General features: G+C 61.8%; 19 protein-coding genes. 4 read left to right on the forward strand and 15 right to left on the reverse strand.

Annotation, left to right across the window (positions count from 1 at the left end):
• Window positions 1-43: 43 nt before the first annotated feature.
• From AC5O5I_RS10700 to tssB, 10 genes are all read right to left on the reverse strand, one after another.
• On the reverse strand, window positions 44-559 hold the full coding sequence (locus AC5O5I_RS10700; RefSeq protein WP_172285754.1) for an Hcp family type VI secretion system effector: 516 nt from the start codon (window positions 557-559) through the stop codon (window positions 44-46).
• A gap of 132 nt (window positions 560-691) precedes the next feature.
• The gene (gene icmH / locus AC5O5I_RS10705; RefSeq protein ID WP_494512552.1) at window positions 692-1,561 is read right to left on the reverse strand and encodes a type IVB secretion system protein IcmH/DotU; all 870 of its coding nucleotides are present in this window, start codon (window positions 1,559-1,561) and stop codon (window positions 692-694) included.
• A 1-nt stretch (window position 1,562) separates the two neighbouring features.
• The gene (gene tssK, locus AC5O5I_RS10710; RefSeq protein ID WP_172285416.1) at window positions 1,563-2,900 is read right to left on the reverse strand and encodes a type VI secretion system baseplate subunit TssK; all 1,338 of its coding nucleotides are present in this window, start codon (window positions 2,898-2,900) and stop codon (window positions 1,563-1,565) included.
• A gap of 52 nt (window positions 2,901-2,952) precedes the next feature.
• Window positions 2,953-3,750: a type VI secretion system lipoprotein TssJ gene (tssJ, locus tag AC5O5I_RS10715; protein ID WP_494512553.1), complete on the reverse strand. Its 798-nt coding sequence runs from the start codon at window positions 3,748-3,750 to the stop codon at window positions 2,953-2,955.
• Window positions 3,747-4,310 carry an FHA domain-containing protein gene (locus tag AC5O5I_RS10720; RefSeq protein ID WP_494512554.1) on the reverse strand — a complete coding sequence of 188 codons (564 nt, stop codon included), beginning with the start codon at window positions 4,308-4,310 and terminating at the stop codon, window positions 3,747-3,749. The genes tssJ and AC5O5I_RS10720 overlap by 4 nt, the downstream gene beginning before the upstream one ends.
• Window positions 4,307-5,323 carry a type VI secretion system baseplate subunit TssG gene (tssG, locus tag AC5O5I_RS10725; RefSeq protein WP_172285419.1) on the reverse strand — a complete coding sequence of 339 codons (1,017 nt, stop codon included), beginning with the start codon at window positions 5,321-5,323 and terminating at the stop codon, window positions 4,307-4,309. The genes AC5O5I_RS10720 and tssG overlap by 4 nt, the downstream gene beginning before the upstream one ends.
• Window positions 5,287-7,053: a type VI secretion system baseplate subunit TssF gene (tssF, locus tag AC5O5I_RS10730; protein ID WP_494512555.1), complete on the reverse strand. Its 1,767-nt coding sequence runs from the start codon at window positions 7,051-7,053 to the stop codon at window positions 5,287-5,289. Before tssF ends, tssG begins: the two co-directional genes overlap by 37 nt.
• Before the next feature lie 3 nt (window positions 7,054-7,056).
• A complete protein-coding gene (gene tssE, locus AC5O5I_RS10735) occupies window positions 7,057-7,467 on the reverse strand; it encodes a type VI secretion system baseplate subunit TssE (RefSeq protein ID WP_172285421.1) in 411 nt (136 codons plus the stop codon).
• Window positions 7,464-8,954 (reverse strand): type VI secretion system contractile sheath large subunit, encoded by a 1,491-nt coding sequence (gene tssC / locus AC5O5I_RS10740; protein ID WP_172285422.1) that lies wholly within the window; start codon window positions 8,952-8,954, stop codon window positions 7,464-7,466. The genes tssE and tssC overlap by 4 nt, the downstream gene beginning before the upstream one ends.
• Window positions 8,955-8,971: 17 nt before the next feature.
• Window positions 8,972-9,475 (reverse strand): type VI secretion system contractile sheath small subunit, encoded by a 504-nt coding sequence (tssB, locus tag AC5O5I_RS10745; RefSeq protein WP_172285423.1) that lies wholly within the window; start codon window positions 9,473-9,475, stop codon window positions 8,972-8,974.
• A 319-nt stretch (window positions 9,476-9,794) separates the two neighbouring features.
• Between tssB and vasI the strand changes: the two genes are divergently transcribed.
• Genes vasI through tssM form a run of 3 tightly spaced genes read left to right on the forward strand, consistent with a single transcriptional unit; the run spans window position 9,795 to window position 15,486 of the window.
• Window positions 9,795-10,442: a type VI secretion system-associated protein VasI gene (gene vasI / locus AC5O5I_RS10750; RefSeq protein WP_494512556.1), complete on the forward strand. Its 648-nt coding sequence runs from the start codon at window positions 9,795-9,797 to the stop codon at window positions 10,440-10,442.
• Window positions 10,430-11,896 carry a type VI secretion system protein TssA gene (gene tssA, locus AC5O5I_RS10755; protein WP_494512557.1) on the forward strand — a complete coding sequence of 489 codons (1,467 nt, stop codon included), beginning with the start codon at window positions 10,430-10,432 and terminating at the stop codon, window positions 11,894-11,896. Before vasI ends, tssA begins: the two co-directional genes overlap by 13 nt.
• Entirely contained in the window at window positions 11,893-15,486 is a 3,594-nt protein-coding gene (gene tssM, locus AC5O5I_RS10760; protein WP_494512558.1) for a type VI secretion system membrane subunit TssM, read from the forward strand. Before tssA ends, tssM begins: the two co-directional genes overlap by 4 nt.
• Before the next feature lie 34 nt (window positions 15,487-15,520).
• Here tssM and AC5O5I_RS10765 read toward each other — a convergent pair whose 3' ends face one another.
• Genes AC5O5I_RS10765 through AC5O5I_RS10780 form a run of 4 tightly spaced genes read right to left on the reverse strand, consistent with a single transcriptional unit; the run spans window position 15,521 to window position 20,077 of the window.
• Complete coding sequence (locus tag AC5O5I_RS10765) at window positions 15,521-17,194, reverse strand: FAD-dependent oxidoreductase (RefSeq protein WP_494512559.1); 1,674 nt, start codon at window positions 17,192-17,194, stop codon at window positions 15,521-15,523.
• Between the two features lie 39 nt (window positions 17,195-17,233).
• The gene (locus AC5O5I_RS10770) at window positions 17,234-17,554 is read right to left on the reverse strand and encodes an NIPSNAP family protein (protein WP_172285428.1); all 321 of its coding nucleotides are present in this window, start codon (window positions 17,552-17,554) and stop codon (window positions 17,234-17,236) included.
• Entirely contained in the window at window positions 17,539-19,263 is a 1,725-nt protein-coding gene (locus AC5O5I_RS10775; RefSeq protein WP_494512560.1) for an FAD-dependent oxidoreductase, read from the reverse strand. Before AC5O5I_RS10775 ends, AC5O5I_RS10770 begins: the two co-directional genes overlap by 16 nt.
• A gap of 4 nt (window positions 19,264-19,267) precedes the next feature.
• Complete coding sequence (locus AC5O5I_RS10780; protein ID WP_172228190.1) at window positions 19,268-20,077, reverse strand: shikimate dehydrogenase family protein; 810 nt, start codon at window positions 20,075-20,077, stop codon at window positions 19,268-19,270.
• A 154-nt stretch (window positions 20,078-20,231) separates the two neighbouring features.
• Between AC5O5I_RS10780 and AC5O5I_RS10785 the strand changes: the two genes are divergently transcribed.
• A complete protein-coding gene (locus AC5O5I_RS10785; RefSeq protein ID WP_494512561.1) occupies window positions 20,232-21,002 on the forward strand; it encodes an IclR family transcriptional regulator domain-containing protein in 771 nt (256 codons plus the stop codon).
• Between the two features lie 19 nt (window positions 21,003-21,021).
• On the opposite strand, the gene AC5O5I_RS10790 is transcribed toward AC5O5I_RS10785, so the two are convergent.
• Window positions 21,022-22,875 (reverse strand): ABC transporter ATP-binding protein, encoded by a 1,854-nt coding sequence (locus AC5O5I_RS10790; RefSeq protein ID WP_172285431.1) that lies wholly within the window; start codon window positions 22,873-22,875, stop codon window positions 21,022-21,024.
• Window positions 22,876-23,189 lie beyond the last annotated feature (314 nt).

Genomic DNA, 23,189 nt, shown 5'->3' on the forward strand with positions numbered 1-23,189 from the left:
AAGCCCAGGCAGCGCGAGGCTTGCCTGGGGCAATTCAGTGGGGTCAGGCGATCGGTTTGCGCCAGTCGTCCGAGCCTTCGGTGCCTGCAACCACATGAGCCCAGGAGATCTTGCGGTAGGACATGGACACTTCGATCAATTGTGTGAAATCAGCGTTTTCCTTGTCCTGCGCATGCGGCAGGGTGGTGTGGATATCGACGATGGTGGCGTCCTCCAGCTTGGTGGTGAAGAAGTGTTCCTGCTTGCCCTCCACTGAGGTGCGATACCAGCTGACCTCTACCGTCGGCAACATTTCGCCGCTGGCCAAGGCCTGGTACATGAGCGGTGTGGCTTTGTTCAGGGCACTGGTGAAAATGAACGGTTTGTGCACCCGCTGGCCCGCCGGTTGGCCACTCTGCGGGTCGGTTGGGGTAGTCACCTGGTGCTTGATTTCCTGCACCAGGATCTCGTCTTCATGGCCCTCGACGAACACGTTGCCGACCGAGTCAGAGGTGAAGGCGCCTGCGGTGATATTTCCTTGGGTCTGGCCTTCGATCTTGATGTAAGCGGGTGTTGGCATGGCAGTTTCTCCTGCGTCCATGTGGATACAACACGCCAGCACGAGCGGCGTGGCCATCGGAAACGATGGGCTTGTCAACGAGGCAGGTACCTCGTCAATTCGTTGGATTCGGTTGCGTCGCTGTTCGACGCGCTATTGCTGCAAGATGCCGTTGAGTGACTCCAGCACCTCGGTTGTTATCAGGTGCAGGCGGTAGCTGTAGATGCTGTAGGCCACGGCCATGGCGACTGCAGAAATCACCAACGGGCTCCACCAGGGCCATTGCCGGTTCATGCGAAAATTGCGCGGGGCCACGTTGGTGTAGGGATCGCCGACCGATTCCGGCACGGGGCCGCGCAGTTCGCGGATGATCCCGTGAAGCTGGTGAATGAGGCCGTTCAGCGACTCTTCGCCTTTCGGCGCGATGGCGTACTTGCCCTTCAAGCCCAGGCACAGCGCGAAATACATGAACTCCAGCACGTCCTGGTAGCGCTCGGGTTCCTGCATCAGGCGCGAGAGCACGGTGAAGATCTTTTCGCCACCCCAGGTTTCGTCGTGGAAGATGCTCAGCAGTGGCTCCTGGCTCCAGCAGCTGGTCTGGCCCCAGGGTGTTTCCATGACCGCTTCATCGATGTAAAGGCACAGACCGTAGGAGTAGGCCAGCAGCTGAGTGTGCTCGTAGCCGTGCTGGCGCATTTCTTCCCTGATGTTGTCGATCTGGTTGCGTACCTGCCGGTGCACGTCCTTGATGTTGGGTAATTCATCCAGGGTGCGCAGGCGCATGACCAAGCCGAACAGGGGGGATGCGGCGTCCAGCATCAGGTTGTCGTAGCCGCCACGCAGCTGGAACTCGGGATCAGCGGCATAACCTTCATGGCCGGGCTCCGGCTTGGGCTCCTGCGTCGGGGCCTCGCAAGCGCCAGCAGCGGCTGTGGGGCCAGGCTCCGATTTATGCAGCGTATCGGGCAGCCGCGCACCCTCAGCTTTGCTGGTGCCGTTGTGCGTGTTGTCAGTTTTATCCATTTCATTCACTCCTGATTGCCCAGAACTGCATCTCAAGCCCCGGGAACTCCCCGGCGATGTGTATCCCGAAGCCATTTGCCGTCTTCATGCAGCCCCAGGCCGGGTCGCGGCGGTCCAGTTCGAAGTAGCTGAACCCTGCATGGAAGGGCAGTTCGCGAGGCGCTACTGGCAACTGCCGCAACGGAATTCCGGGTAACTGCTTGTGAACGCGATCATTCAAGCCTTCCAGTGAAGTTACCTTGGCTTTCTGCACGAACAGCTTGCGCAACGTCGTCGGCGGCAGGTCGGCGCGCACGGCGACGATGAAGTCGGCTTCGTCGATCAGGCGGCGGTCTTCCAGCGTTGTTGTCATCACCCCGTAGTCCTGGGTTGCCAGGGGCAGGGATACGGCGCGCGGTTGCAACACCGTGCCCAGCGCACGACGCAGGGTGTCTTGCAGCGGCTTGAACGATGTGCGCAGCGCCGTGTGCTGATAGGCGGGGTATTCCTGCGGCAACCTGCCTTCGTCGGTGAAGGTCACCAGTTCGCCACAGGCCTGGCTCATGCAGAGGTACAGTTGTTCGGGGTGCGTCTGGCCTTGCCTGGCCAGGTGCTGGAAGCACGGCCACCAGCGGTTCATGGCTTGCAGCAGGTTGAAGTCGCGGATGTCGGCAATGCCCGATTGGCCGGATGCGCCAATGCGGGCGGCCAGGTTGCGCGCGCGTTCGCGCAGGGTGTTGGTGATTTCTTCGAGGGAGCGTTGCAGGGCTGGTACTGCGCGTACCGAAACGCTTGTGGGATAGAACGCTTCGTCCAGCTGCAGGCTGCCATCGGGACGGCGCTCAAGAATACGTGCCACTGCCAGGCGGGTGTAGGCACTGCTGTCATCGGCCTTGCGCTTGAGTTGCAGGTTGGGCACGGCCAAGTCGACCTGCACCAGGTCGCCGTCGGCACTGTGGGTGTCCTTGATCTCATGGGCCTGGGCGTTGTAGCGAACGTTGGCCGCGCTGTCGGGCCAGCTCACCTCGCGGCCACCTTCGGTGCGCAGTGGCAGGCACAGGAATACCTCGCTGTCAGTCGCACCGTCATCAATGATTTCCAGCGGTGGCGGCGGTGGCAGATCTGCGGGAATGTCGAACACCGTGCCATCGGGCATGATGCCTCGGGCGCGGGTAATGGCGATCTTGCCCAGGCTCAGGTACTCGTCGTTCAGCTGCAGTTCGCTGAAGCCGTAGAACGCTGCATTCAGGCTGGCGAAGCGTTGCTGCAAGGCAGCTTCGCTGGCCCGGGCGGCTTGCTGGAAATGTTGCGGCTTGACGAACAGGCCCTCAGGCCACAGGACGGGGTTGCGGGAGCTCATGGGCGATCCTTGTCATCGAGAGTCAGCGAAAAGGGCAGGGCTAGAGGCAGCATTAGTCCTCTTCCTTGAGCAGAATCTGGGTGTCGTTGACCCGTACCGACAGGACGATCTGGTGGCCACGCGGGGGGATGCGCAGCACTTGCTGCCAAGTGGCGTTTTCCTGGTTCGTATAATCGCCAATCACCGCGATGAACCGGGTCTCGGGCTCGATGGGCACGAAGGGGATGAACTTGAACTGGCCGGGGCGCAGCAGGTAGTCGTCATCACGGACGTAGCTGCTGCGCAGCGCTTTGGCCGGGTCTTTGTGCAACAACTGATACACGCTGTTGCGCAGCAGCGAGTCGTCGCTCAGCTGCAGGATCTTGATGGCGATCGGCGTGGCGATTGGCCCAGGGGGCGCGGTGGCAGTGGGCGGGAGTGCAAGGACTACCGTCGGGTCGCCGTAGCTGCCTGGCGTGCTTTCCTCAAGCGGCGAGTGTTGCGGATTAAGGTCGTGGTCTTCGTCCATCACGACGGGCGACATCGCAGGGAACTGCTCCTGGAGATACTCGAACAAGGCCCCGATTTTCTCGGTCAACGCATAGGGGTCGCCGGCGCTGAGGCTGACCGCATAGGGGTTGGGCTCCAAGGCGTTTTCGGATGCATGTGCTACCTCGAGGCTGTTCGGGTTGCCATTGATCGTGGGGCTAGCGTTGATGCTGAATGCGACTTCGGTGGGGTGGTCCCTAGGCGGGCCGATGGGCAACGAGTGGTCCCTGATTACCTGGCTGGCTCTGTTCCATGACGTGCAGCCAGGCAGTGCGACCAGCGCGATCAGCAGCGGCGTGAGCAACGACGCCTGGCGGTTCATGGGCGGTCTCCCGCAAGCAGGCGCTGCAGCGGGTCGTCCGCCGTAGGCGCTGCAGCCGCCCCTGCATCCAGTGCCGCCAAGGGATCATTCCCCAGCGCAGGTTCGAACGCCGAGCAGATCTCGGGGAGCGGCTGTAGGGGACGCGTTTCGGGTTGCCACGCATCGGCGTGCGCATCGCTTAGCCACTGGTCCAGTAGCGTGCTATCCGGATCGAGCAGATCTTGCAGCGAACGCGTATCGGCATCGGTGCACTGGACCAGCAGCCGATACGCGCCGATACGCAGCTGATCGCCGTGACCCAGGCGCCGGGGTGGATGCGCACCCACGCACGCGATGCTGTCGTTCAGATACGTGCGCTGGCAGTGGTCAATGACGCAGTAACTGCCTTCGATCCAGCGGATTTCGCAGTGGATCGGGGCAATGGCCAGCTGACGGTCATCCACTTGCCAGGTGCTCCCTTTGCTACCGATGGTGCCGCCGTTGCGATCGAACTCATGCCGAGCACTGCTGGTGTGCTGCAGCTGTTCGATGTTGATGATGCTCAAGGTCAATGTGCTCATGAACGTCCTCGAAATCGAACCACCGGGCTGATCTCGCCGTGGCGGTCATCGATAAAGCTGGTCCAGCCCAGGTACGCGCCCTGGCTGCGGTGCAGGCAGAAAAGCGACAACGCGTTCTGCTTCAACCGCAGTTCCAGGTCGTAGGCCAGGCCGTCACGCAGCAAAAAATCGATCAGTGCCCGCAAGCGGCCGAAGTTGATGCCGCTGGGCAGCAGGTCACGCAGTTGCGCCTGGTCCAGTTCCCTGATCACGATGGTGAACCTGCTGCTACGTGTGCACGTGCGGCTGCCGACCATGAAGCTGCTGCCCAATTGACCGTTGCTACGCCCCAGGCTGACCAGTTGCTTCGCGGCGGTGGGTACCGAGCGCGAATCGAACTCACGGATCCGCACATGCGTCAGGTCGAAGCAGTGAGCGATGATGCCGGCGACGGTACCGGGTGAACGGCTGCGGCTGGCGATCACGCCGGCGAAGCTGAGCAGCCTGCTCCAGGGCAGCGGGGTGTCGCCGCGCAGCTGCTTGTCGTTCAGGCCGAGCAGGGCGAAGATGTACTGTGAAAACCCATCTGTGGCACCCGCCTGGAAGCGGATGTAGTAGCGGTACTTGCGCCAGATGCGGTGCAGCAGGCTCAGCACGTAGTGATTGAAGAAGTCGAAGAACGCCGGCCGCACGCCGATGCCGTGTGCATGCTCATAGGCAACCTGCTCCAGGTAATAGTTGGGCAGGGGCGAGTCAGTGCCATGCAGGCCCATGAAAGTGGTGCACACGCGGTAGCGCTCTTGTTCCCCAGGCATGCGTTCGGCCTTGTACACGTCCGACACGGGAAAGGTCAGCCGTGGGTCACTGCCAAGGCGTACACGCAGGCGGGCGGCCTCGCTGGGCCAACGCGGTTCGAGGTCATCGCCGTGCAGCCCGTGAAGACGCTCCAGCAACTGGAAAAAGTTGTACTGGTGCGCGTCGGCGAGCAGCCGGTCAGCTAGATCAGCGGTTGCTTGCCGGTCTGGATGGGCCATGTGTAGTGCTCGTTGTTGGTGGTGTTGATCACTTCCAGCTGGTGGAAGGAATTGAGGCTGGCGTACAGGGCGAAGAAGTGCGCGAGCACGCAGCTGAACAGGTACAGGTCGCCTTCGCAGAGGAAGGCGCCCTGGTCCAGCTTCAGCCGGGTATGCAGGCCCCGAATGGGCTGGCCCTTGATCAGCCAGTCCATGGGTTGCGTGTGGATGTCATGAATGCCTTCTAGGCGCTTGCGGGTCGTGCGTGCCTGTTGAATGTCATATAAGGCGGCGAAGTCATAGGCGCGGATCACCGCCTTCAGCGGCTCGACTGAAAGCAGCGACAGGTAGTTGAGCGACATGTTGGAGAGCAGCGCCCACTGCAACTGGCCGTCCAGCACCGGGCGACAGGGTCGGGTGGGCGTGCGCAGGTTGGTATAGGTCGCCAGGGGCGGCGTGGCTTCGGTGAACACGTTGATATCACCGATGGCCAGTGCCAGCGGCAGGTCGCGGTTGGTGCAGGTCAGCTCGATAGAGGCGGTTTCCAGCTCGCCGATGTAGGCGTTGGCATCGGCGCGCACAAAGGCCATGCGATGCGTGACGCCATCGCCACGCAGGGATTCCTCGAGTGAGTAACGGTAATAGAGCGCCGTGCGCCCCTGGAGATGTTCGATTTCATGGGCGAACGATTCGAACGGGCGAAAGGTACGCAAGTGCTCGCCAATACTGCCATCGGTGGTAGTGCGGGTGCTGATGACCTCGTCGACGCTGAACACTTCGTAGGCGTGCTGCTCTTTGCCTTTGGGCCTGAGCTCTGCCTGGGCAGCTTCGCTGGACAGATCGATGGGTTCGGCGCTGTGCTTGAACAGGTTGACTGCCGGGGTGCAAGACAGACTGAAATCGGCTTTGCCCACCCGCAGCGAAGCAGGTAACTGGCGGCTGAAGTGGAACTCGATGCTCACCTGCTGACTGGCATGTGCCGGCCACAGCCTTGCCAGCCCGGTCACGCTGAAGAAGTGAAAGCGCTGTGGGAAAAGAAAGTATTCCTGCAGAATCCTGTAGCCATCGAAGACGTTCTGCGGATAAGGCAGCAGGGCGTCGTCCGGGCTGAAGCCGGAAAAGACGACGTTATCGGCCGGCACCCGGCGAACTTCGCCATTGATGTTGACGCTGATGTGCTTGAGGTATTGAGAGATCCACAGATACAACGTGCGAGCGGTAAGGTCATCGCCGCCAAGGTGGAAGTCGAGACTGGCGCATTCCAAGGTATCCAGGGGCCGCTCGACCAGAGGCTGCAGGTCGATGCGCACCACCGCGCTGTCGAGGGTCTGGGTTGTGGCTACCGTGTCGATGTCGAACGGATGAATAGTTACCGGCGTGCAGGTACGAAACTCGCAGGCCACGTTGTCAACAGGTTTCGAGAACAACCGCGACCCCTTGGGAATCTGCTGTGACTGGCTGAGCGACTGCTTGCGCGCTGTGAACTGGACGATCGTGGCACTGGGCAATGGCCGCAGGTAGTTGGGCCACAGCAGCTGCAGCATGGGGTGGGTCAACTCCGGCAGGTCGTCTTCCAGTTTCAGCCGCAGCTTGGCCGTGAGGAACGCAAAGCCTTCCATCAGGCGTTCGACATCGGGGTCGCTCCCGCCTTTGCCCAGCCACCGCGCCAGTTGCGGGTTGTCCCTGGCGAAGTCGTTGCCCAGTTCGTGCAGGTGACGCAGTTCTTCGCTGAATCGATCTTTCAGAGACATGGGTCACCTCACGCGGGTGTAGCGGTTGTGCCCATTGACCAGCAGCTCCAGTTGCAGCTGCTCTGTGTGGTCATTGACCTGCACCTGGCAGTCCAGCCTGAAGTGCAACTCCAGCGGGGCATGGCAATCGGGTACTGCCTTGAGGGTTCGCACCTTGATGCGCGGTTCGAAACGCTGAAGGGTGTGGCGGATATCGGCGCTCACTTGCCCCAGCAGGTCGCCGCTGCTCGCGTCATGCCCGTTGAAGTCACTCAGGCCCAGCTCAGGGCTGCTCTGCGAGCAACCCTGGCGGGCGTTGAGCAACGTTTCCAGATGACGCTTGATGGCGGCGAATTTGTGCAAAGCGTTCTCCTGGCGGGTCGGGTTTCGGGCGACGGACGGGTCCGCCATCAGGCGATCAAACAAGCTGCTCATGGCGTATCGAGCCGCCCGACCAGGGAGATCTCGAAGTTGGCGCCCATGTACTTGAAGTGCGGGCGCACGGCGAGCGATACCTGGTACCAGCCCGGGTCACCGGCCACGTCCGAGACTTCTACCTTGGCCGCCCGCAGCGGGCGACGACTGCGAACATCGGCCGAAGGGTTCTCCTGGTCGGCGACGTACTGCTTGATCCACTTGTTGAGCTCGGATTCGAGGTCTTTGCGCTCTTTCCAGCTGCCGATCTGCTCGCGCTGCAGCACCTTGATGTAGTGGGCCAGGCGGTTGACGATGAACAGGTACGGCAGCTGGGTGCCGAGCTTGTAGTTGGTCTGCGCCTGCAGGCCTTCCGGTGTCTTGGGAAAGTGCTTCGGTTTCTGCACCGAATTGGCCGAGAAGAACGCGGCGTTGTCGCTGTCCTTGCGCATGGTCAGGGCGATGAAGCCTTCTTCGGCCAGCTCGAATTCCTTGCGGTCGGAGATCAGCACCTCGGTAGGAATCTTTGCCTGCAACTGGCCGAGGGATTGGTACAGGTGCACGGGCAGGTCTTCGACGGCACCGCCCGACTGTGGGCCAATGATGTTCGGGCACCAGCGATAGCGGGCAAAGCTGTCGTTGATGCAACTGGCCAGCAGGAAGGCGGAATTGCCCCATAAATAGTTGTCGTGTCGCCCGTCGATGTTCTCTTCATAGCCGAAGCTTTCGATCGAGTGTTCTTGAGGGTGATAGGCAGAGCGGAGCATGAAGCGCGGACCGGTCAACGCTGCGTGGCGGGCATCCTCGCTGTCACGGAATGCACGCCATTTGGCATGCCGCGGGCCGGCGACAATGTCCTTGATCTCCTTGAGGTTGGGCAGCTCTTCGAAGCTTGCGAGGTTGAAAAACTCGGGGGAGGGGGCTGCGAGGAATGGCGCATGCGACATGGCGCCGACCGAAGCCATGTAACTGAGCAACTTGATATCGGGTGAAGAGGGGCCGAAATTGTAGTTGCCAACCATGGCCGCCACAGGTTCGCCACCAAACTGGCCATAACCTGCGGTGTAAACGTGTTTGTAGATGCCACTGCAAGTGATGTCAGCCGCGTTTTCGAAGTCATCGAGCAGCTCTTCTTTGCTGACATGTAACAGCTCAAGCTTGATGTTTTCACGGAAGTCAGTACGGTCGACCAGAAGTTTCAGGCTGCGCCATGATGACTCAAGCTGCTGGAATGCCGGCTGATGCAGAATTGCATCCATCTGTTTGCTGAGCACTCGATCCAGCTCTGCAATCATCTGGTCGGCGCGATGCTTATTGATTAATTGATCTGGATCATTGCTTTTGAGGATTTCGGTGATAAAGGCAGAAACGCCCTGGCGGGCAACTTGATAGCCCTCTTGCGTGGGCGCCAACTTTGTTTCGGCCATGATCTGGTCGAGCAAAGTGGCATTGCTCGACACATCGGCAGCTGTTTCAGAGATGACAGTTGCATTGCTTGGCTTTGACATGGGGACGCTCCGTTGTCTCAGTCTGCTTTGGGCGCCTCGAGCACCAGGTCCAGTTCGTGGGCGAGCCGCTTGCGCGCTTGTTCGTCATTGAGCAAGTGCTGCAGTTGCTTGCGGAAAGCAGGGACGTTGCCCAATGGCCCTTTCAGCGCCACCAGCGCTTCGCGTAGCTCCAGCAACTGATTTAACGCCGGTACCTGGCGGGCGATCTGATCGGGGCCGAAGTCGTCGATCGACTTGAACTGCAGGTTGACCGCCAGCTCGGCATCGGCGGTCGCGCTGAGCAGGCAGGGCACTGACATGTCCATGCGAACGTCGGCATCATTCAACACGTTGTTGAACGTGTGTTTATCGATGCGCATGACCGGACGGTCTTCCAGTGCTCGGTCGTCATCCAGGCCGAAGTCGCCCAGCACCAGCATTTTGTGCGGCAGCTCTACTTCGGCCTGTTCGTTGCCGGTCGTGGGAACATACTTGATGTTTATGCGCTCTTTTGGCGCCACGGATCCGGTAGATTTGCTCATGGTTATATGTCCGTTTATATAGGCTTTCCATATGTAGGAAGTTTCCTACGTATTTGTGGGTGGGTGCCGGTGAGTGACTTGTTGAAAGTTTTTCTCGCATAAAAACCATGCGCTTGAAGTGCGAAAATAGTCGAGCGAGAAAGTGTAAGATAATATTTTTATGTATTCGAGTTTTGTGATGGGCTAGGCTGCAGACGATTGCGCATGACTTGATGAGTCGTGCTTGCTTTGTTCAAGTTGACTAAGTCATATGGGTTGTAGGAAAGAGAGAATTTATAAGTAGTGAATATGTGCTGTTGCGAAGGAAGGTGGACTCACTATGATCGCCCATGCTACCGGTGGTTTTACTCTGCTATCGCTGGTTTTTGTTTCGTCGGCGTTGGCGAACCCTACCCGGGACTGTCCTGGGATAGTGTCAAACGTGGAGCGTCTGGCTTGTTTTGATCAAGCTGCAAAAACGCCTGCATATGCCCCGAAGCGGCAGTGGTCCGCCCCGGAGCAGGAGGCCCCCAGCGTTCTGCGCGTGTTGGCCAATGAAAACGCGCGTGGGCCAGATGATCTGACCTTCATCACGAGTACTCGCGCGGAGGATTGGCAAGTGCAGGGTCTGGTGATATCAGCACCGGCAATCGCGTCTGTCGAGCCCCGCCCTTACCTAGCTATCAGTTGTATCGAGAGCATCTCCAGGCTCCAGCTGATCACGGGTCAGCCGTTGGAAGCGAAGCGGGCCAAGGTACAACTGCAAGGGATGCGCGGATCCACGGTTGCAACGCCGTGGCAGGTGATGGAAAACGGCCAGGTCCTCGACGCGGGGCGGGGGCTGCCAGCCATCGAACAGATCAGGAAACTGATCGGTGCAGGACGGATACAGGTGCTCAGCGACAACCCTGTGATTGATGGCCTGATGTTCGACGCGCAGGGGCTGGACGCACTGATCACCAAGGCGCGCAGCACATGTCGCTGGTAACGGGTGGATCCGAAGCGGAAATCAGCCGGCTGCTCGCGCCGATCGATCCGGCAACGCCGGCTGGCCTGTTTGACGTGGAGGATGAAACATACCAGGCCATCGACCAGGAGATGGTCAAGCTGGGTGGGTTGCAGGAGTCTTCAATCGACTGGGCCTACATCGACGAGGCCGCCCGCCATTACCTCGGCCAGCAGTGCAAGCACCTGCGCATCGTCGCCCACCTGGGTGTGGCCTGGCTGCGCAACGGTTGCTGGGAGCGCTGGGCACTCACCCTGGCGTTGCTGGCCGGTATGCTTGAATGCTACTGGGAGGCCGCTCATCCAAAGCCAGGTCCCAAAGGCTATCTGGCCAAGCGCAAGCTCGCAGGCCTGATGCTCAATCGACTGATCGAAGCGCTACCGCGTCTCGATCGCTTTACCTACAGCCGGGACCATGCAGCGGCAGCGCAGGCTGCGTTGCTGCGCATGCAACCGCTGCAGGCTGCCACGCAGCTGGATCCAGCTGTGCTGAGCGATTTGCAGCGCCTGCTACTCATGCACATGGATCTTGCCGAGGGCGCAGGCCAGCCTGCAGAGCCCATCACTCCTTCACCCATCAGCAGACCCGCTTCGTTGGCCGAGGTCATGGCCACGCCAAAGTCCGCCGTGTCGATGGGCAACGAACGTGAAACACGGCGCGCCGTGCTGATCATGGCCGAGCACATCAATCAACAGGACCCCTACGACCCCGTCGGCTACCAGCTACGTCGTTTTGGCTTGTGGGCCCACATTCAGGCTGCCCCCCAGGCACGGCAGGGCAACCGTACCGAGTTGATGGCGGTGCCAGTGGATATTGTCGGGTTCTATGAAGACGCCATATCCAGCTCGGCGGTTGACCCTGCGCTGCTCCAGCGTATTGAAAAAAGTGTCACGGCCAGCCCCTACTGGATTCGCGGCAGTTACCTGGCAGCAACCGTCGCTGCCCGATTGGCGATGGGCGAAGTCGCGGAGGCCATCAGGTCTGCAAGCGCACGGTTCGTCCAGCGCCTGCCTGCGTTGCAGCGATTGTGCTTCAGCGACGGCGTGGGGTTTGTCGACGACCAGTGCCTGGCCTGGCTCAAAGGGGCTCAAGGGCGATCCGAACCCGGTGCGGCCTCTCAGGCGTTCGCCAACCTGCGCGAGGAGCTGATTAGCCAGCTGGAAAACGGTGGCATCGAACCGTTACTTCTCAAACTGCAGGGCATGCAGGCGAATCTCGACACCCCCCGTGAGCGTTGCCACACCACGGTGATTGCGGCAGACCTGCTGGCTACTCGAGGCGTGTCCTGGTTGGCCCAGGACTTGTGCAGCGGCGTGGCCAGGACCATGCAGAACACCACCGCCGATGCGTGGGAGCCCGAAGTGTTTCAGCGGCTGCAGCAGTACGCAGCCCCCACAGCGTTGGCCGATCGGAACAAGGAGCAGGAGCCTCGATGAATCTGAAATTTAAGCAACTCATACGTTGGGGCTTGCCGCTGATGACATGTATCGGCTTGGCGATGCCCATGCTGCTTGGGCTTGGCGCAGTGCTGATGCTGGTTGCCATCTGGTGGCTCGGCCCGGAATGGACCTGGCGCGAGCATCAGCCGCTGGCAAGTGTGGCCAATCGAAGTGTGGCTAGCCTGATGCTGGTCCTGATACCACTCCTGTGCTGGCTCATTGTGCTGCGCACGCGCTTTCGCCGGCTGCAAGCGGAACGCCAGCAAGCAGTGGCCGCCGAGCTGGATTGTTCATTGCCGTTTATCCTGGCTCAAGACAAGGCCTTGAGCCAAGACCTCGCCCGTTACCTGGACAATGTCGGCGGCCAGCGTGCCTTGTACCAGTTGCCCTGGTATCTGGTGCTGGGTGCTGAACACGCCGGTAAAAGCAGTTTCATCGACCACACCGATCAGTGCTTTTCCCTGACCCGCATCGACAGGGCCCAGGCACGAGCCCAACTGGCTGAGGTGCTTGCTTACCCGGTGGGCTGGTGGGTCAGTGATGATGCCGTGATCATCGATCCGCCGGGTGCTTTGATCAGTCAAGCCGCCGCGCCGGGTGGTTCGACAACGGCCGAAACCCAGGCCAGATTGTGGCAGCATTTGCTGGGCTGGTTGCTGCGAAATCGTAGCCAGCGAGCGCTCAACGGCTTGATTCTGGTAGTCGACTTGCCTGCGCTGCTGCATGGTACGCCCGAACAACGTGTTGCATTGACTTACGTCCTGCGCACGCGTCTGTACGAGGTAAGCAGCCAGCTTGGCTCGCGTCTCCCCTTGTATGTGGTGCTGACAAAGTTCGACCTGTTGGACGGCTTTGACCAAGCGTTCAGCAAGCACTCGGCCGCCAAGCGCGAACACATGCTGGGGTTCACGTTCAAGCTGGATACAGTCGATTCGTATGACGCCTGGCTGGACGAATATCGCGAGTACTACGATCACCTGCTCAAGCAATTGTTCGAGCAGCTCGTTGACCAGCTCGATAGGCTGGGCAGCGCCCCCTTGCGGGGGCGCTTGTACTCTTTGCATGCACAGATGATCGGGCTGCGCCCGATACTGCTGGGCTTTCTGCAGGAAACGCTGGCGAGTGACCGTTTCACCACGCCTGCGTTGGTCCGCGGCGTGTATTGGTCGTCGGTCGTGCAACAAGGCGACATGCTCAACGCTTTCGTCCGCGAGGCGGCACAGCCCTACCAGACAAAACTTCCCTTGCGTGAAGGCAAGGCGCAAGGCAAGGCGCTGGTCTACTTCATTGAACAGGCCTTCAGGCGTGTCATTTACCCGGAAGCCGGGCTTGGTGGGGACAATACCAAGGTTGCGCGCAGCAAGCGCCAGTTGTTCTGGGTAGGGTCTGGTGTAGGTGCTCTGGCATTCTGTGTCGTCATCGCCAGCTGGCAACGCTATTTTGATATCAACAGTACCAAGGCAGTCGGCGTACTTGCCAAGAGCCAGGCGTACAGTCGTCAGGAAGTGGACCCGCACCTGGACTCGACCGGGCGGAACCTGCTGGAGCCGTTGGACCAGATTCGCGATGCTGTCGCGGTGTTTGGCGACTATCGCGCTGCCTGGCCGGGTGTTGCCGATGTTGGCCTGTATCAGGGCCGCGCTATCGGGCCTCGGGTCGATGAGGCTTACCTGAGTTTACTCTCCAGGCGCTTCTTGCCGGCCTTGGCCAGCGGAGTGGTCGATGCCATGAACGCTGCTCCCCCGGGCAGCGAGCAGCAAATGGCCGCGCTCAGGGTTTACCGCATGCTTGAGGACCGGCAGAACCGTCGGCCTGAATGGGTAGAGGACTGGATGGCCCGCATTTGGCAGCAGGCTTTCCCGGGCCAGGGGCAACTGCAACGCGACCTGATGCACCACCTGAAATACGCATTGGCCTATGTCGATACCGATCTGCCGCAGTATCGCCAGGAAATCGCAGCGGTGCAGCAAGCATTACGCAAGGTGCCACTGCCCGAGCGGGTCTATGCAGGTCTCAAACGCCAGGCCGGGGAGCAACTGCACAGCGGCCTCGACCTGCGGCATCAGGTGGGCCCAGCTTTCGATGTGGTGTACCGGCCGTCTGCCGGGGTCAGCGATGGCGACAATAGCGTGCTGCTTTCGCCGTTGCTCACCGCCAAAGGGTTCAGGGAGTACTTTGAGCCACGCAGTCAGCAGTTCGCCGACATGGCAATGATCGACCAATGGGCGCTGGGTGAGCGCGACCACCTCGATTATTCGGAGAGCGACCGGCATGCGCTCACCGAACGCCTGAGCAACCTTTACAGCGCCGATTATATTGACAGCTGGCGGCGTGCCTTGAATGCCTTTACGGTGGCTGACTTTGCTGATCTGGATCATGCAGTGGCAGTTCTGGAGCAGTTGACCGGCCCCGCTGCGCCGTTGCACCGGCTGCTGGATGCGGTGCGGGAAAACACCGCGTTTTCATCGCCAGTGGATGTTCAGACGCCGAGCGAGGCAACGATACAGCGGCCAGCAAGCAGCAGACCCGAGCAACAGCAGGCGATGGCTATTCAACGTGCATTCGCTGGGCTGGCTGCCATGTTGCAGGTAACCGCCGAAAAACCGAGCTACCACGATGAAACCGTCGCCGCCATCGTGGCCGTTCACGACTATGCCAAGGCGGTGCAGGACAGCCCGGACCGCGGCAAGGCGGCATTGCAGGCGGTGCATCAGCGCTTTTCGATGACCGGGCACGACCCGATCAGCAGCTTGCAGCGGGTGGCCACCGGCTTGCCGGAGCCGCTCAATCACCAGGTCAGAAAAGTGGCTTATCAGACTGCCCAGGTATTGAATGTCGAAGCACTGCGCGAGTTGGAGCGTCGCTGGGATACGCAGGTGTACAGTTTCTTCCAGCAACGGCTCGCAGGTCGCTACCCCTTTTTAGTGAGCGGGAGCGATGCTTCTCTGGATGATTTCGAAGCGTTCTTTGGGCCGAAGGGGCGCCTGCAGCAGTTCAATGATCAGTACCTGAAGGTGTTCCTGAAGGAAAACCTGGAAGCCCTGCAATCCGGTCAGCAGGGGCAGTCGTTGATCCGCAGCGATGTGATCGAGCAGTTGGCGTTGGCAGAGCGCGTCCGCGAAACCTTTTTCGATCAGCGCGGCAACCTGAGTGTGCAATTCAGCATCGAGCCGCTGGGGCTGAGTGCCAATCAACGCACCAGCCTGCTGGACCTGGATGGCCAGTTGATCTCCTACACCCATGGCCCGAGCCAGATTACCGGTGTTGTCTGGCCCAACACCCTGGGCCAGCACGTGCGCAGCAACCTGACCTTGCTCCGCAACAATGGCAATAGCAGTAGCCTGGAGTACCGCGGCCCATGGTCGATGTTCCGCTTGTTGAGCCGCGGCTCGCTCAACGGGCGGACCGCGACCAGCGTGGACCTGAGCTTCAGGACCGGCGATGGGGTGATGCGCTATCGGCTCAACGCCGAGAAGGCTTTCAATCCCATTACCCAGCAACCGTTCAAGGGCTTCCGGTTGCCACGCGGCCTGCTGCAACAGCCACCCATCGTGACCCAGGTTGGGGAATGGTATGACCGGCCTTGATAAGCCCGATTAGCTGCACAAGGCAGATGGAGGACTACAACCCGCTCAGCCCCCTGCCGGCCAGGTAACCGAACGTCATCCCCGGCCCAAGGGTAATGCCGCCGCTGGGATAATGCCCGCCCATCACGCTGTGCATGTCGTTGCCCACCGCATACAGCCCGGGAATCGGCTGCGCCGCGTGGTCCAGCACGCGGGCCGAACTGTCGGTCGCCAGGCCGGCAAAGGTACCCAGGCTGCCCGGCAGCAGTTTCACCGCATGGAACGGCCCGTGCAGCAGCGGCCGCAGCGACGGGTTGGGGGCCTGCAACGGTTCGCCCTGCGCCTGGTTGTAGGCTGAAGCCCCGCGCTGGAAGGCTGGGTCTTCACCCTGGCCCGCATGGTGGTTGAAACCCTCTACCGTGCGCTGCAACTGCCCAGCGTCGATCCCGCAGCGCTGCGCCAGTTGCGCCAGCGTGCGGCCGCTGTGCAAATAGCCGCAGCGCTGATAATAGCGAGTAGGGAAGGGGAAGGGTTTTGCCCAGCCGATGCCATAGCGACGTTGTGCGGCGTGGTCGCAGATCAACCATGCCTCGTAAGGCTCTCCCTGTGGCGTAGCGGCGAACAGTGCATTCATGAAGTCATGGTAGCAATCCGCTTCGTTGACGAAGCGTCGGCCGTCGCGACGCACGGCGATAAAGCCAGGTTTTGCGCGGTCGATCAGGTGCGGAAAGTGGCCGAAACGGCCATCGCCATACGGCACCTTGGATACCGGTGCCCAGGCGCCAGCCTGGGACAATGGGGTGCCGATCCGGCCGCCAGCTTGCTCGCCCAGGCGCAGGCCGTCACCGCTGTTTTCCCTGGGCGCTGCGCAGTAATGCTGCACACCGTCCGGCGCGTGCGGCATCAGTTGCGCGATGCGCTGACGATCATGCGCGAAGCCACCGCAGGCGAGCACCACACCCCGGCGGGCGTGGATCACCTGGCCGTCGGCGAACGCCGCGCCATTGACCCGCCCGTCACCCAGCAGGCGGCTGGCCGGCTTGTCAGTCAGCAGCGTGACGCCAAGGTCAAGGGCGCTGCGCAGCAGGCGTGCCACCAGTGCGTTGCCATTGACCAATTGCCGGCCGCGACGGTACAGCATCAGGTCACGGCCGTGGCGCAGCAGGCGCTTGCCGACATGCCATGCGGCCTTGGGCGAGCGCGTGGCGTTGAAGAAAGCAGCCATGTCTGCCCCACCGGCGATGCCCATGCCGGCCAGGCTGACGATATCCAGCGGCGGGCGCAACCTGTGCAGCCAAGGCCCAAGCAGGCGCCCATCGAAAGGCAGCGCACACAGCGACCGGCCGCCGCGTGCGCTGCCGTCGCCTTCGTGCATGTCGGGCATGCGGTTGCCGGATTGGAACTGCACGGCAGTGTGTTGCTGGAAAAACGCCACCATTTCCGGCCCATGCTGCAGGAACGCACGCTGGCGCGCGTCCAGCTCACAGCTGTGGGTTTGCGCACGCAGGTAGCGCTCCGGGGCATCGTCGGCTTCGACGATGCCGTCGGCGATGGCGAGCGGGTTGCGTGGTATCCACAACCAGCCCCCCGACCAGGCGCTGGTGCCGCCCAGCTGGCTGGCTTTGTCTGCGACGATCACCTGCAGGCCGTGGTGCGCGGCAGTAACGGCGGCAGCCAGGCCAGAGGCGCCAGAGCCGATGACGAGTACGTCACATTCGAGGGGATGCATGTGGGGTTTCGCTCAGGCATTGAAAGAAAGGGCGTGCGCTTACTGCAGCGGCGAAAAGCCGGTGGGCCGCAGCAGCCGTGACTGCAGGTGCAGTACTGCACCCAGCTCGCGGTTGCGCCGCGAAAACTCCGCCCAGCGCGGGTCTGCAGCCATGGCGGCGCGCCGTGCCATACGCTCGTCGAGGCTGGCATAGCCCCACATGTGCACCACCTGGTTGGCGTCGCCGAACTCACTGGTAAAGAAGCCGACCAGGTTGCCCAGGTGCTCGCTTTGTACTTCCAGCGCGTGGCTCTGGTACAGGGCCAGCCAGTCAGCCATTTTCAGCGGATCGAGGGTGTAGGTTCTCAGTTCGTAGTACATGCGTGAGTCTCCGTTTGAGTGGTCGGCGCCTGCAGGCGCGCGGTGATGTGGTTGGCAGCGAGCCAGCCGAAGGTGAGGGCGGGACCCAGGGTGATACCGGGGCCTGGGTACGTGCCTTTCATCATCGAGTTCATGTCGTTGCCGACTGCGTAGAGCCCGCTGATGGGCTGAGCGTTGCGGTCCAGTACGTTGGCATTGACGTCGGTTACCAGGCCGCAGGCCGAACCGAGGTCGCCGGTGTGGACGCGGATGGCGTAGTAGGGGCCGCTGGCGAGCGGCGCCAGGCACGGGTTGGGCGTGTGCTGCGGGTCGCCCATGTAGCGGTTGTAGCTGTTGCCGCCTTTGTCGAACGCGCGGTCGATGCCGTTGCGGGCATCGCTGTTGAACTGCTCCAGGGTCGTTGCGAATACCTGCGGGTCGATGCCGATCGCCTGGGCCAGGGCTTGCGGCGTTGCGGCGCGGTACAGATAGCCGGCGTCGATCAACGCCTGGTTTTTCACCGGTTTTGGTCGCGCCAGACCGAGCCCGTAACGGTTCATCGCCTCGGCATCGCAGACCAGCCAGCAGTTGGCAATGCCTTTGGCGAACATGGTCTGCACAAAGTGGTGGTACGAGTCGGACTCGTTGACGAAGCGGCGCCCGCTTGGGTCCACCGCGATCACCCCTGGTTTGGCGCGGTCGGTGACCAGATGCGGAAAGCGCTCGCGCTCGCCACCGGCATGGCGCAGTTCAGAAACCGGTGCCCAGAAGAAATTGGCCGCCAGGCCCTCGCCCACGGCTGCCGACACAGCTTGACCAAGGCGCAAGGCGGCCCCGTCATTGCTGCATGGCGACATGCTCAGGTGCGACACACCCAGGGCTGGGCGGTAGCTGGCAGCCAGCGCGCCGGCAGCGAACCCACCCATGGCGCACACCACACCGCCGCGGGCCAGTACCCGCTCACGGCGGCCCTCGCGCTGCACCACCACGCCTGTCACCGCGCCGCGTTCGACGATCAGCTCCAGTGCCTCGCTGCGCAACCACAGCTGCGCGCCGTGGGCGAATGCGCTGGTGGCCAGGCGCGCGATCAACGCGTTGCCGGTGGTCAGCCGGGTGCCACGCGGGTGGTGCAGGCGGTCCCGTGCATAGCGCGCCATCAGCTTCAGGCAATGCCACAGTGACCCGGGCGAGCGGCGTAGGTTTAGGAAGTGCTGGATATCCACGCGGTTGACCATCATGCCGCCGAACAGCAGCATGCCAGGCGGTGGCATTTTCAAGTCCTTGAAACGCGGGCCAAGGTGCTTGCCGTCGTACTCGACCATTTCCAGCGCCCGACCGAACTGGGTGGCGCCGGGCGCATCCGGGTAATAATCCGGCGAGTGTGGGCGCAGGCTGTAGCGCAGTTCGGTGTGCTGCTCCAGCCAGCGCAGCGCCTGATGACCGTGCTCGATGAAGGCATCGACCAGGGCGGGGTCGTAGCCATCGCCAATGACATGTTCAAGATAGGTGCGCATGGCTGCGGGTGAGTCCTCGGCGCCAGCGGCACGGGCCTGGTCGGTGCCGTACAGCCACACCGCCCCGCCGGAAATCGCCGAGGTACCGCCAAACTGCCCGGCCTTTTCCGCCACCAGTACCTTGAGCCCGCGGCGGGCGGCCGTGGCGGCGGCAGCCAAGCCGCCGGCGCCGCTGCCGAGGACGATCAGGTCAACGCTGTGTTCGAGAGTTGCCATGGCTTCAGATCTCCAGCGGCGTGACGCCCATGAATGCGCCGAGGTGGCCGAGTTGGGCGAAGGCCATTTGCGGCCCGGTCTGGATCGCGCAGCCTACCTGGCGTGCCCGGTTCAGCAGTGGGGTGATCTCGGGCGAGGTGACTACATCGGCCACCAGGGTGTCGGGCTGCAAGGTGGCCAGCAGGGCGGCTGACAGCGGCAGCTCCGCGCTTGCGCCCATGCCGACGGGGGAGGCGTTGGCGACCAGGTCGAAGTCCTCCAGGCCATAGAACTGCGTGTTGATAGCGATTTCGGGGAAGGCATTGCCGAGCAGCTCGCATACCGCGCCCATTCGCATGGCGCTGGGGTCATGCAGGGTAATGCTGGCGATGCCGGCCTCGCCCAGTGCATAGGCAATGGCACTGCCGACTCCGCCGCAGCCAATCACCAGCGCCCGTTTGCCGGTCGGCTCAAAGCCATGCTTGCGCGCGGCCCCCAGAAAACCGGCGCCATCCACGTTGTCGCCCAGCAGGCGGCCGTCACGCTCGCGGCGGATCACATTGACCGAGCCCAGTGCGGCCGCACGCTCGCTCAGGCCGTCCAGGCGGCTGGCCAGGGCCTGCTTGTAAGGCACGGTAACTACGCAACCGCGCAGGTTCTGCCAGCCGCGCAGGCTGCCGGCAAAGCTGTCCAGCGCCGTTTCCTGCAGGTCGATGGGCAGCATGGCAAGGTTGCAATTGTTGTGGGCAAACCAGGTGTTGAAGTTTTCCGGGGACTTCACCTGGGCGATGGGCGAACCGACGATAGCGACCAGTTCCGTTGAACCACGAATCATGCTGACCTCCTTCTTGGCGTTGTTGTGGAGGCAAGCCTGATGCAGCAGCGCGTGTGCAACAATGCGCGGGAGTGGCAGTTAATGCGATAATCGCATCCATGTTGCGATTATCGAATTAATCGCCGTTTTCGCATCCTGCTTGTGAGCCGATTCCGTGACCATTCCAGAAATCCACCCTCGTGATCTCATCGCCGGGTTGCAAAAAGGCCTGGCGCTGATGCAGCTGTTCAGCGTCGAGCAGCCGCGCCTCAGCGTGCCGCTGGCCGCCAGGTTGTCAGGCCTTACCCCAAGTGCCGCACGGCGCTTTCTGTTGACGCTGGTGCACGAAGGTTTTGCCGAAACCGACAGCCGCGAATACTGGCTGACGCCCAAGGCCCTGCGCATCGGCCAGGCCTATGTGGACTCGGCGCAACTGCCGCGCATGCTGCGGCCGATTGTCGAGCAGGTGGCACGGCAGACCCAGGAACACGTGTCGGTGGGCACCCGCGATGGTGACGAAATCATCCACCTGGTGCGCAGCCGCTACAGCCATGTGGCTTCGTTGTCGATCAGGCCTGGTTCGCGGGTGCCGATGCATTGCACCGCCAGTGGGCGCATCTGGCTGGCCTGGCTGGATGAAGGTGAGCGGGATGGCTACTTTGCGCGTAACCCGCTGCGCGCCTTGACGCCTTACACCCAGACTGACCGGCAGCAGCTGGAGGCAGATTTGCAGCGGATCAAGGGGCAGGGCTTCTGTATCGTTGACCAGGAGTACGAAATCGGCATGCGCGTGCTGGGTGTGCCGCTACTGGACCGGGCCGGGCGGCTGAAAGCCACGCTGACCATCACCACCCACGCATCGCGGTTGAGTGTTGATGAAATACGCTTGCGCTATCTGCCGCCCTTGTATGAGGCTCAGGCGTTGCTGCGGCCGGTTCTGGACTGAGCGCCAGCAGCGCCAAGGCCTATTCCACTGCCTCGGCCACACCCTGGTCCTCACCCAGGAACCCGCCACTCTGGTGCTGCCACAGCCGCGCGTAGGTGCCGTTTTTTGCCAGCAACTCGGCGTGGGTGCCTTGCTCGATGATGCGCCCTTCATCCATCACGATCAGCCGGTCCATGGCCGCGATGGTAGACAACCGGTGAGCGATGGCGATGACAGTCTTGCCCTGCATCATTTCATCCAGGCTTTCCTGAATCGCCACTTCCACCTCCGAGTCCAGCGCACTGGTGGCTTCGTCCAGCAGCAGGATCGGCGCGTTCTTCAACATCACCCGGGCAATGGCGATGCGCTGGCGCTGGCCGCCGGAGAGCTTGATGCCGCGCTCACCCACCAAGGTGTCGTAACCGCTGTGGCCTTGGCGGTCGCTGAGCTGGCTGATGAAACCATCGGCCTGGGCATTGGCAGCAGCGGCACGGATCTGCGCCTCGGTCGCATCGGGACGGCCATAGGCAATGTTGTCGCGAATCGAGCGGTGCAGCAGCGAGGTGTCCTGGGTGACCATGCCGATGGCGCTGCGCAGGCTGTCCTGGGTGACCTTGGCCACGTTCTGCCCGTCGATGAGGATTTCACCACTGTCAACGTCGTAGAAGCGCAGCAGCAGGTTGATCAAGGTAGACTTGCCCGCCCCGGAGCGGCCGACCAGCCCGACTTTTTCACCCGGGCGGATGTGCAGGCTCAGATCGTTGAGCACCTGCCGCTCGCCGTTGTAGTTGAAGCCGACCTTGTCGAAAGTCACCGCGCCACCGCGTGTCACCAGCTCACCGGCACCTGGCGCATCCTGCACCTTGGGCCCGCGGGTGAGGGTGGCCATGCCGTCCTGCACGGTACCGATGTTTTCGAACAGCGAGGTCATCTGCCACATGATCCAGTGCGACATGCCGTTGATGCGCAAGGCCATGGCCGTAATCGCCGCCACGGCTCCGGTGCCGACCTGGCCCTGGTGCCACAGCCACAGGGCATAACCGCCCGCGCCAAAGATCAAACCCACCACCAGCGCCTGGTTGACGATCTCGAACTGGCTGACCAGGCGCATCTGGCGAAAACCGGTCTGCTTGAAGTCTTCCATGGCAGCGCGGGCAAAGTGCGCTTCGCGCTTGGAATGGGAGAACAGCTTTACCGTGGTGATGTTGGTATAGGCGTCGGACACCCGCCCGGTCATCGACGATCTGGCATTGGCTTGTTCCTGGCCGACCTTGCCCAGGCGTGGCACGAAATACAGCATGGCCAGCCCGAACAGCAGGAGCCAGGCAATGAACGGCAACATCAGCTTCAGGGCGAAGCCACCGGCCAGGGCAATGATGGCAATGAAATACACGCCAATACCGGGCAGGATTTCGATGACGGTGAACAGCACTTCGCGCACCGCCAGCGCCGTCTGCATCACCTTGGTGGTGACCCGGCCAGAAAATTCGTCGGAGAAGAACGACAGGCTCTGGCGCAACATCAGCCGGTGAAAGTCCCAACGCAGGCGCAGCGGCAGGTTGATCGCGAGGACCTGGTGCTGAACCATCGTGCGCAACGCCACCAGGCCGATGCTGACCAGCAGCACGATGCCAATGCCCCACAGTGCGCTGCTTTCCTGGGCGCTTGCTGCGCCACCCGCCTGCCAGGCCGACAGCAGGTCGACCACCTGGCCGAGAAAGGCAAACAGCCAGGCTTCGTAGATCGACACGCCGGCACTGAGCAAGGCAAGCGCCAGGATGTAGCCACGGGCGCCCCGGGTGCAGGCCCACAGGAAGCGCATCAGGCCAACCGGTGGCGGTGGCGCCTCGTCAGGGGGGAAGGGGTCGAGCCGTTGTTCAAAGATACGAAGCATGCTTGTCTCCGGGAAATCTGCATTCGCTTAGCAGGTAACCATACAGCACATCGCAGTATTCGCCTGCAGACGGGGCTGGCCAGCTGGTTTCAGGGTGCCGTGATCAGGCGTGGAATGATGCGTTGCAGGCAGGCATTCTGGCTGGCTTGACCCTCCTCTGGTTTGCGGGTGCGGCGCTGTCGTAGGGCGAAGGGAGGCCCGCCCTTACATACCTTTGCAATTGCTTACATTTACTTTGTCATAAACAGTCGGTGGTGCTGTAGAATTGACGGCTTCCCTGGTAATAACCTCCTTTTGCCGTTTTATTGACGTGA

The organism is Pseudomonas sp. 9_2_1, assembly GCF_059295275.1.

Bases quoted from the DNA above. Each gene is read 5' to 3' on its own strand.
- AC5O5I_RS10790 (WP_172285431.1), bottom strand. From the start codon at position 22,875: ATGCTTCGTATCTTTGAACAACGGCTCGACCCCTTCCCCCCTGACGAG.
- AC5O5I_RS10780 (WP_172228190.1), bottom strand. From the start codon at position 20,077: ATGATTCGTGGTTCAACGGAACTGGTCGCTATCGTCGGTTCGCCCATC.
- tssJ (WP_494512553.1), bottom strand. From the start codon at position 3,750: ATGAACCGCCAGGCGTCGTTGCTCACGCCGCTGCTGATCGCGCTGGTC.
- tssE (WP_172285421.1), bottom strand. From the start codon at position 7,467: ATGAGCAGCTTGTTTGATCGCCTGATGGCGGACCCGTCCGTCGCCCGA.
- AC5O5I_RS10770 (WP_172285428.1), bottom strand. From the start codon at position 17,554: ATGTACTACGAACTGAGAACCTACACCCTCGATCCGCTGAAAATGGCT.
- tssB (WP_172285423.1), bottom strand. From the start codon at position 9,475: ATGAGCAAATCTACCGGATCCGTGGCGCCAAAAGAGCGCATAAACATC.
- tssM (WP_494512558.1), top strand. From the start codon at position 11,893: ATGAATCTGAAATTTAAGCAACTCATACGTTGGGGCTTGCCGCTGATG.
- AC5O5I_RS10765 (WP_494512559.1), bottom strand. From the start codon at position 17,194: ATGCATCCCCTCGAATGTGACGTACTCGTCATCGGCTCTGGCGCCTCT.
- tssC (WP_172285422.1), bottom strand. From the start codon at position 8,954: ATGTCAAAGCCAAGCAATGCAACTGTCATCTCTGAAACAGCTGCCGAT.
- icmH (WP_494512552.1), bottom strand. From the start codon at position 1,561: ATGGATAAAACTGACAACACGCACAACGGCACCAGCAAAGCTGAGGGT.
- tssK (WP_172285416.1), bottom strand. From the start codon at position 2,900: ATGAGCTCCCGCAACCCCGTCCTGTGGCCTGAGGGCCTGTTCGTCAAG.
- vasI (WP_494512556.1), top strand. From the start codon at position 9,795: ATGATCGCCCATGCTACCGGTGGTTTTACTCTGCTATCGCTGGTTTTT.
- AC5O5I_RS10720 (WP_494512554.1), bottom strand. From the start codon at position 4,310: ATGAGCACATTGACCTTGAGCATCATCAACATCGAACAGCTGCAGCAC.
- AC5O5I_RS10775 (WP_494512560.1), bottom strand. From the start codon at position 19,263: ATGGCAACTCTCGAACACAGCGTTGACCTGATCGTCCTCGGCAGCGGC.
- AC5O5I_RS10700 (WP_172285754.1), bottom strand. From the start codon at position 559: ATGCCAACACCCGCTTACATCAAGATCGAAGGCCAGACCCAAGGAAAT.
- tssA (WP_494512557.1), top strand. From the start codon at position 10,430: ATGTCGCTGGTAACGGGTGGATCCGAAGCGGAAATCAGCCGGCTGCTC.
- tssF (WP_494512555.1), bottom strand. From the start codon at position 7,053: ATGTCTCTGAAAGATCGATTCAGCGAAGAACTGCGTCACCTGCACGAA.
- tssG (WP_172285419.1), bottom strand. From the start codon at position 5,323: ATGGCCCATCCAGACCGGCAAGCAACCGCTGATCTAGCTGACCGGCTG.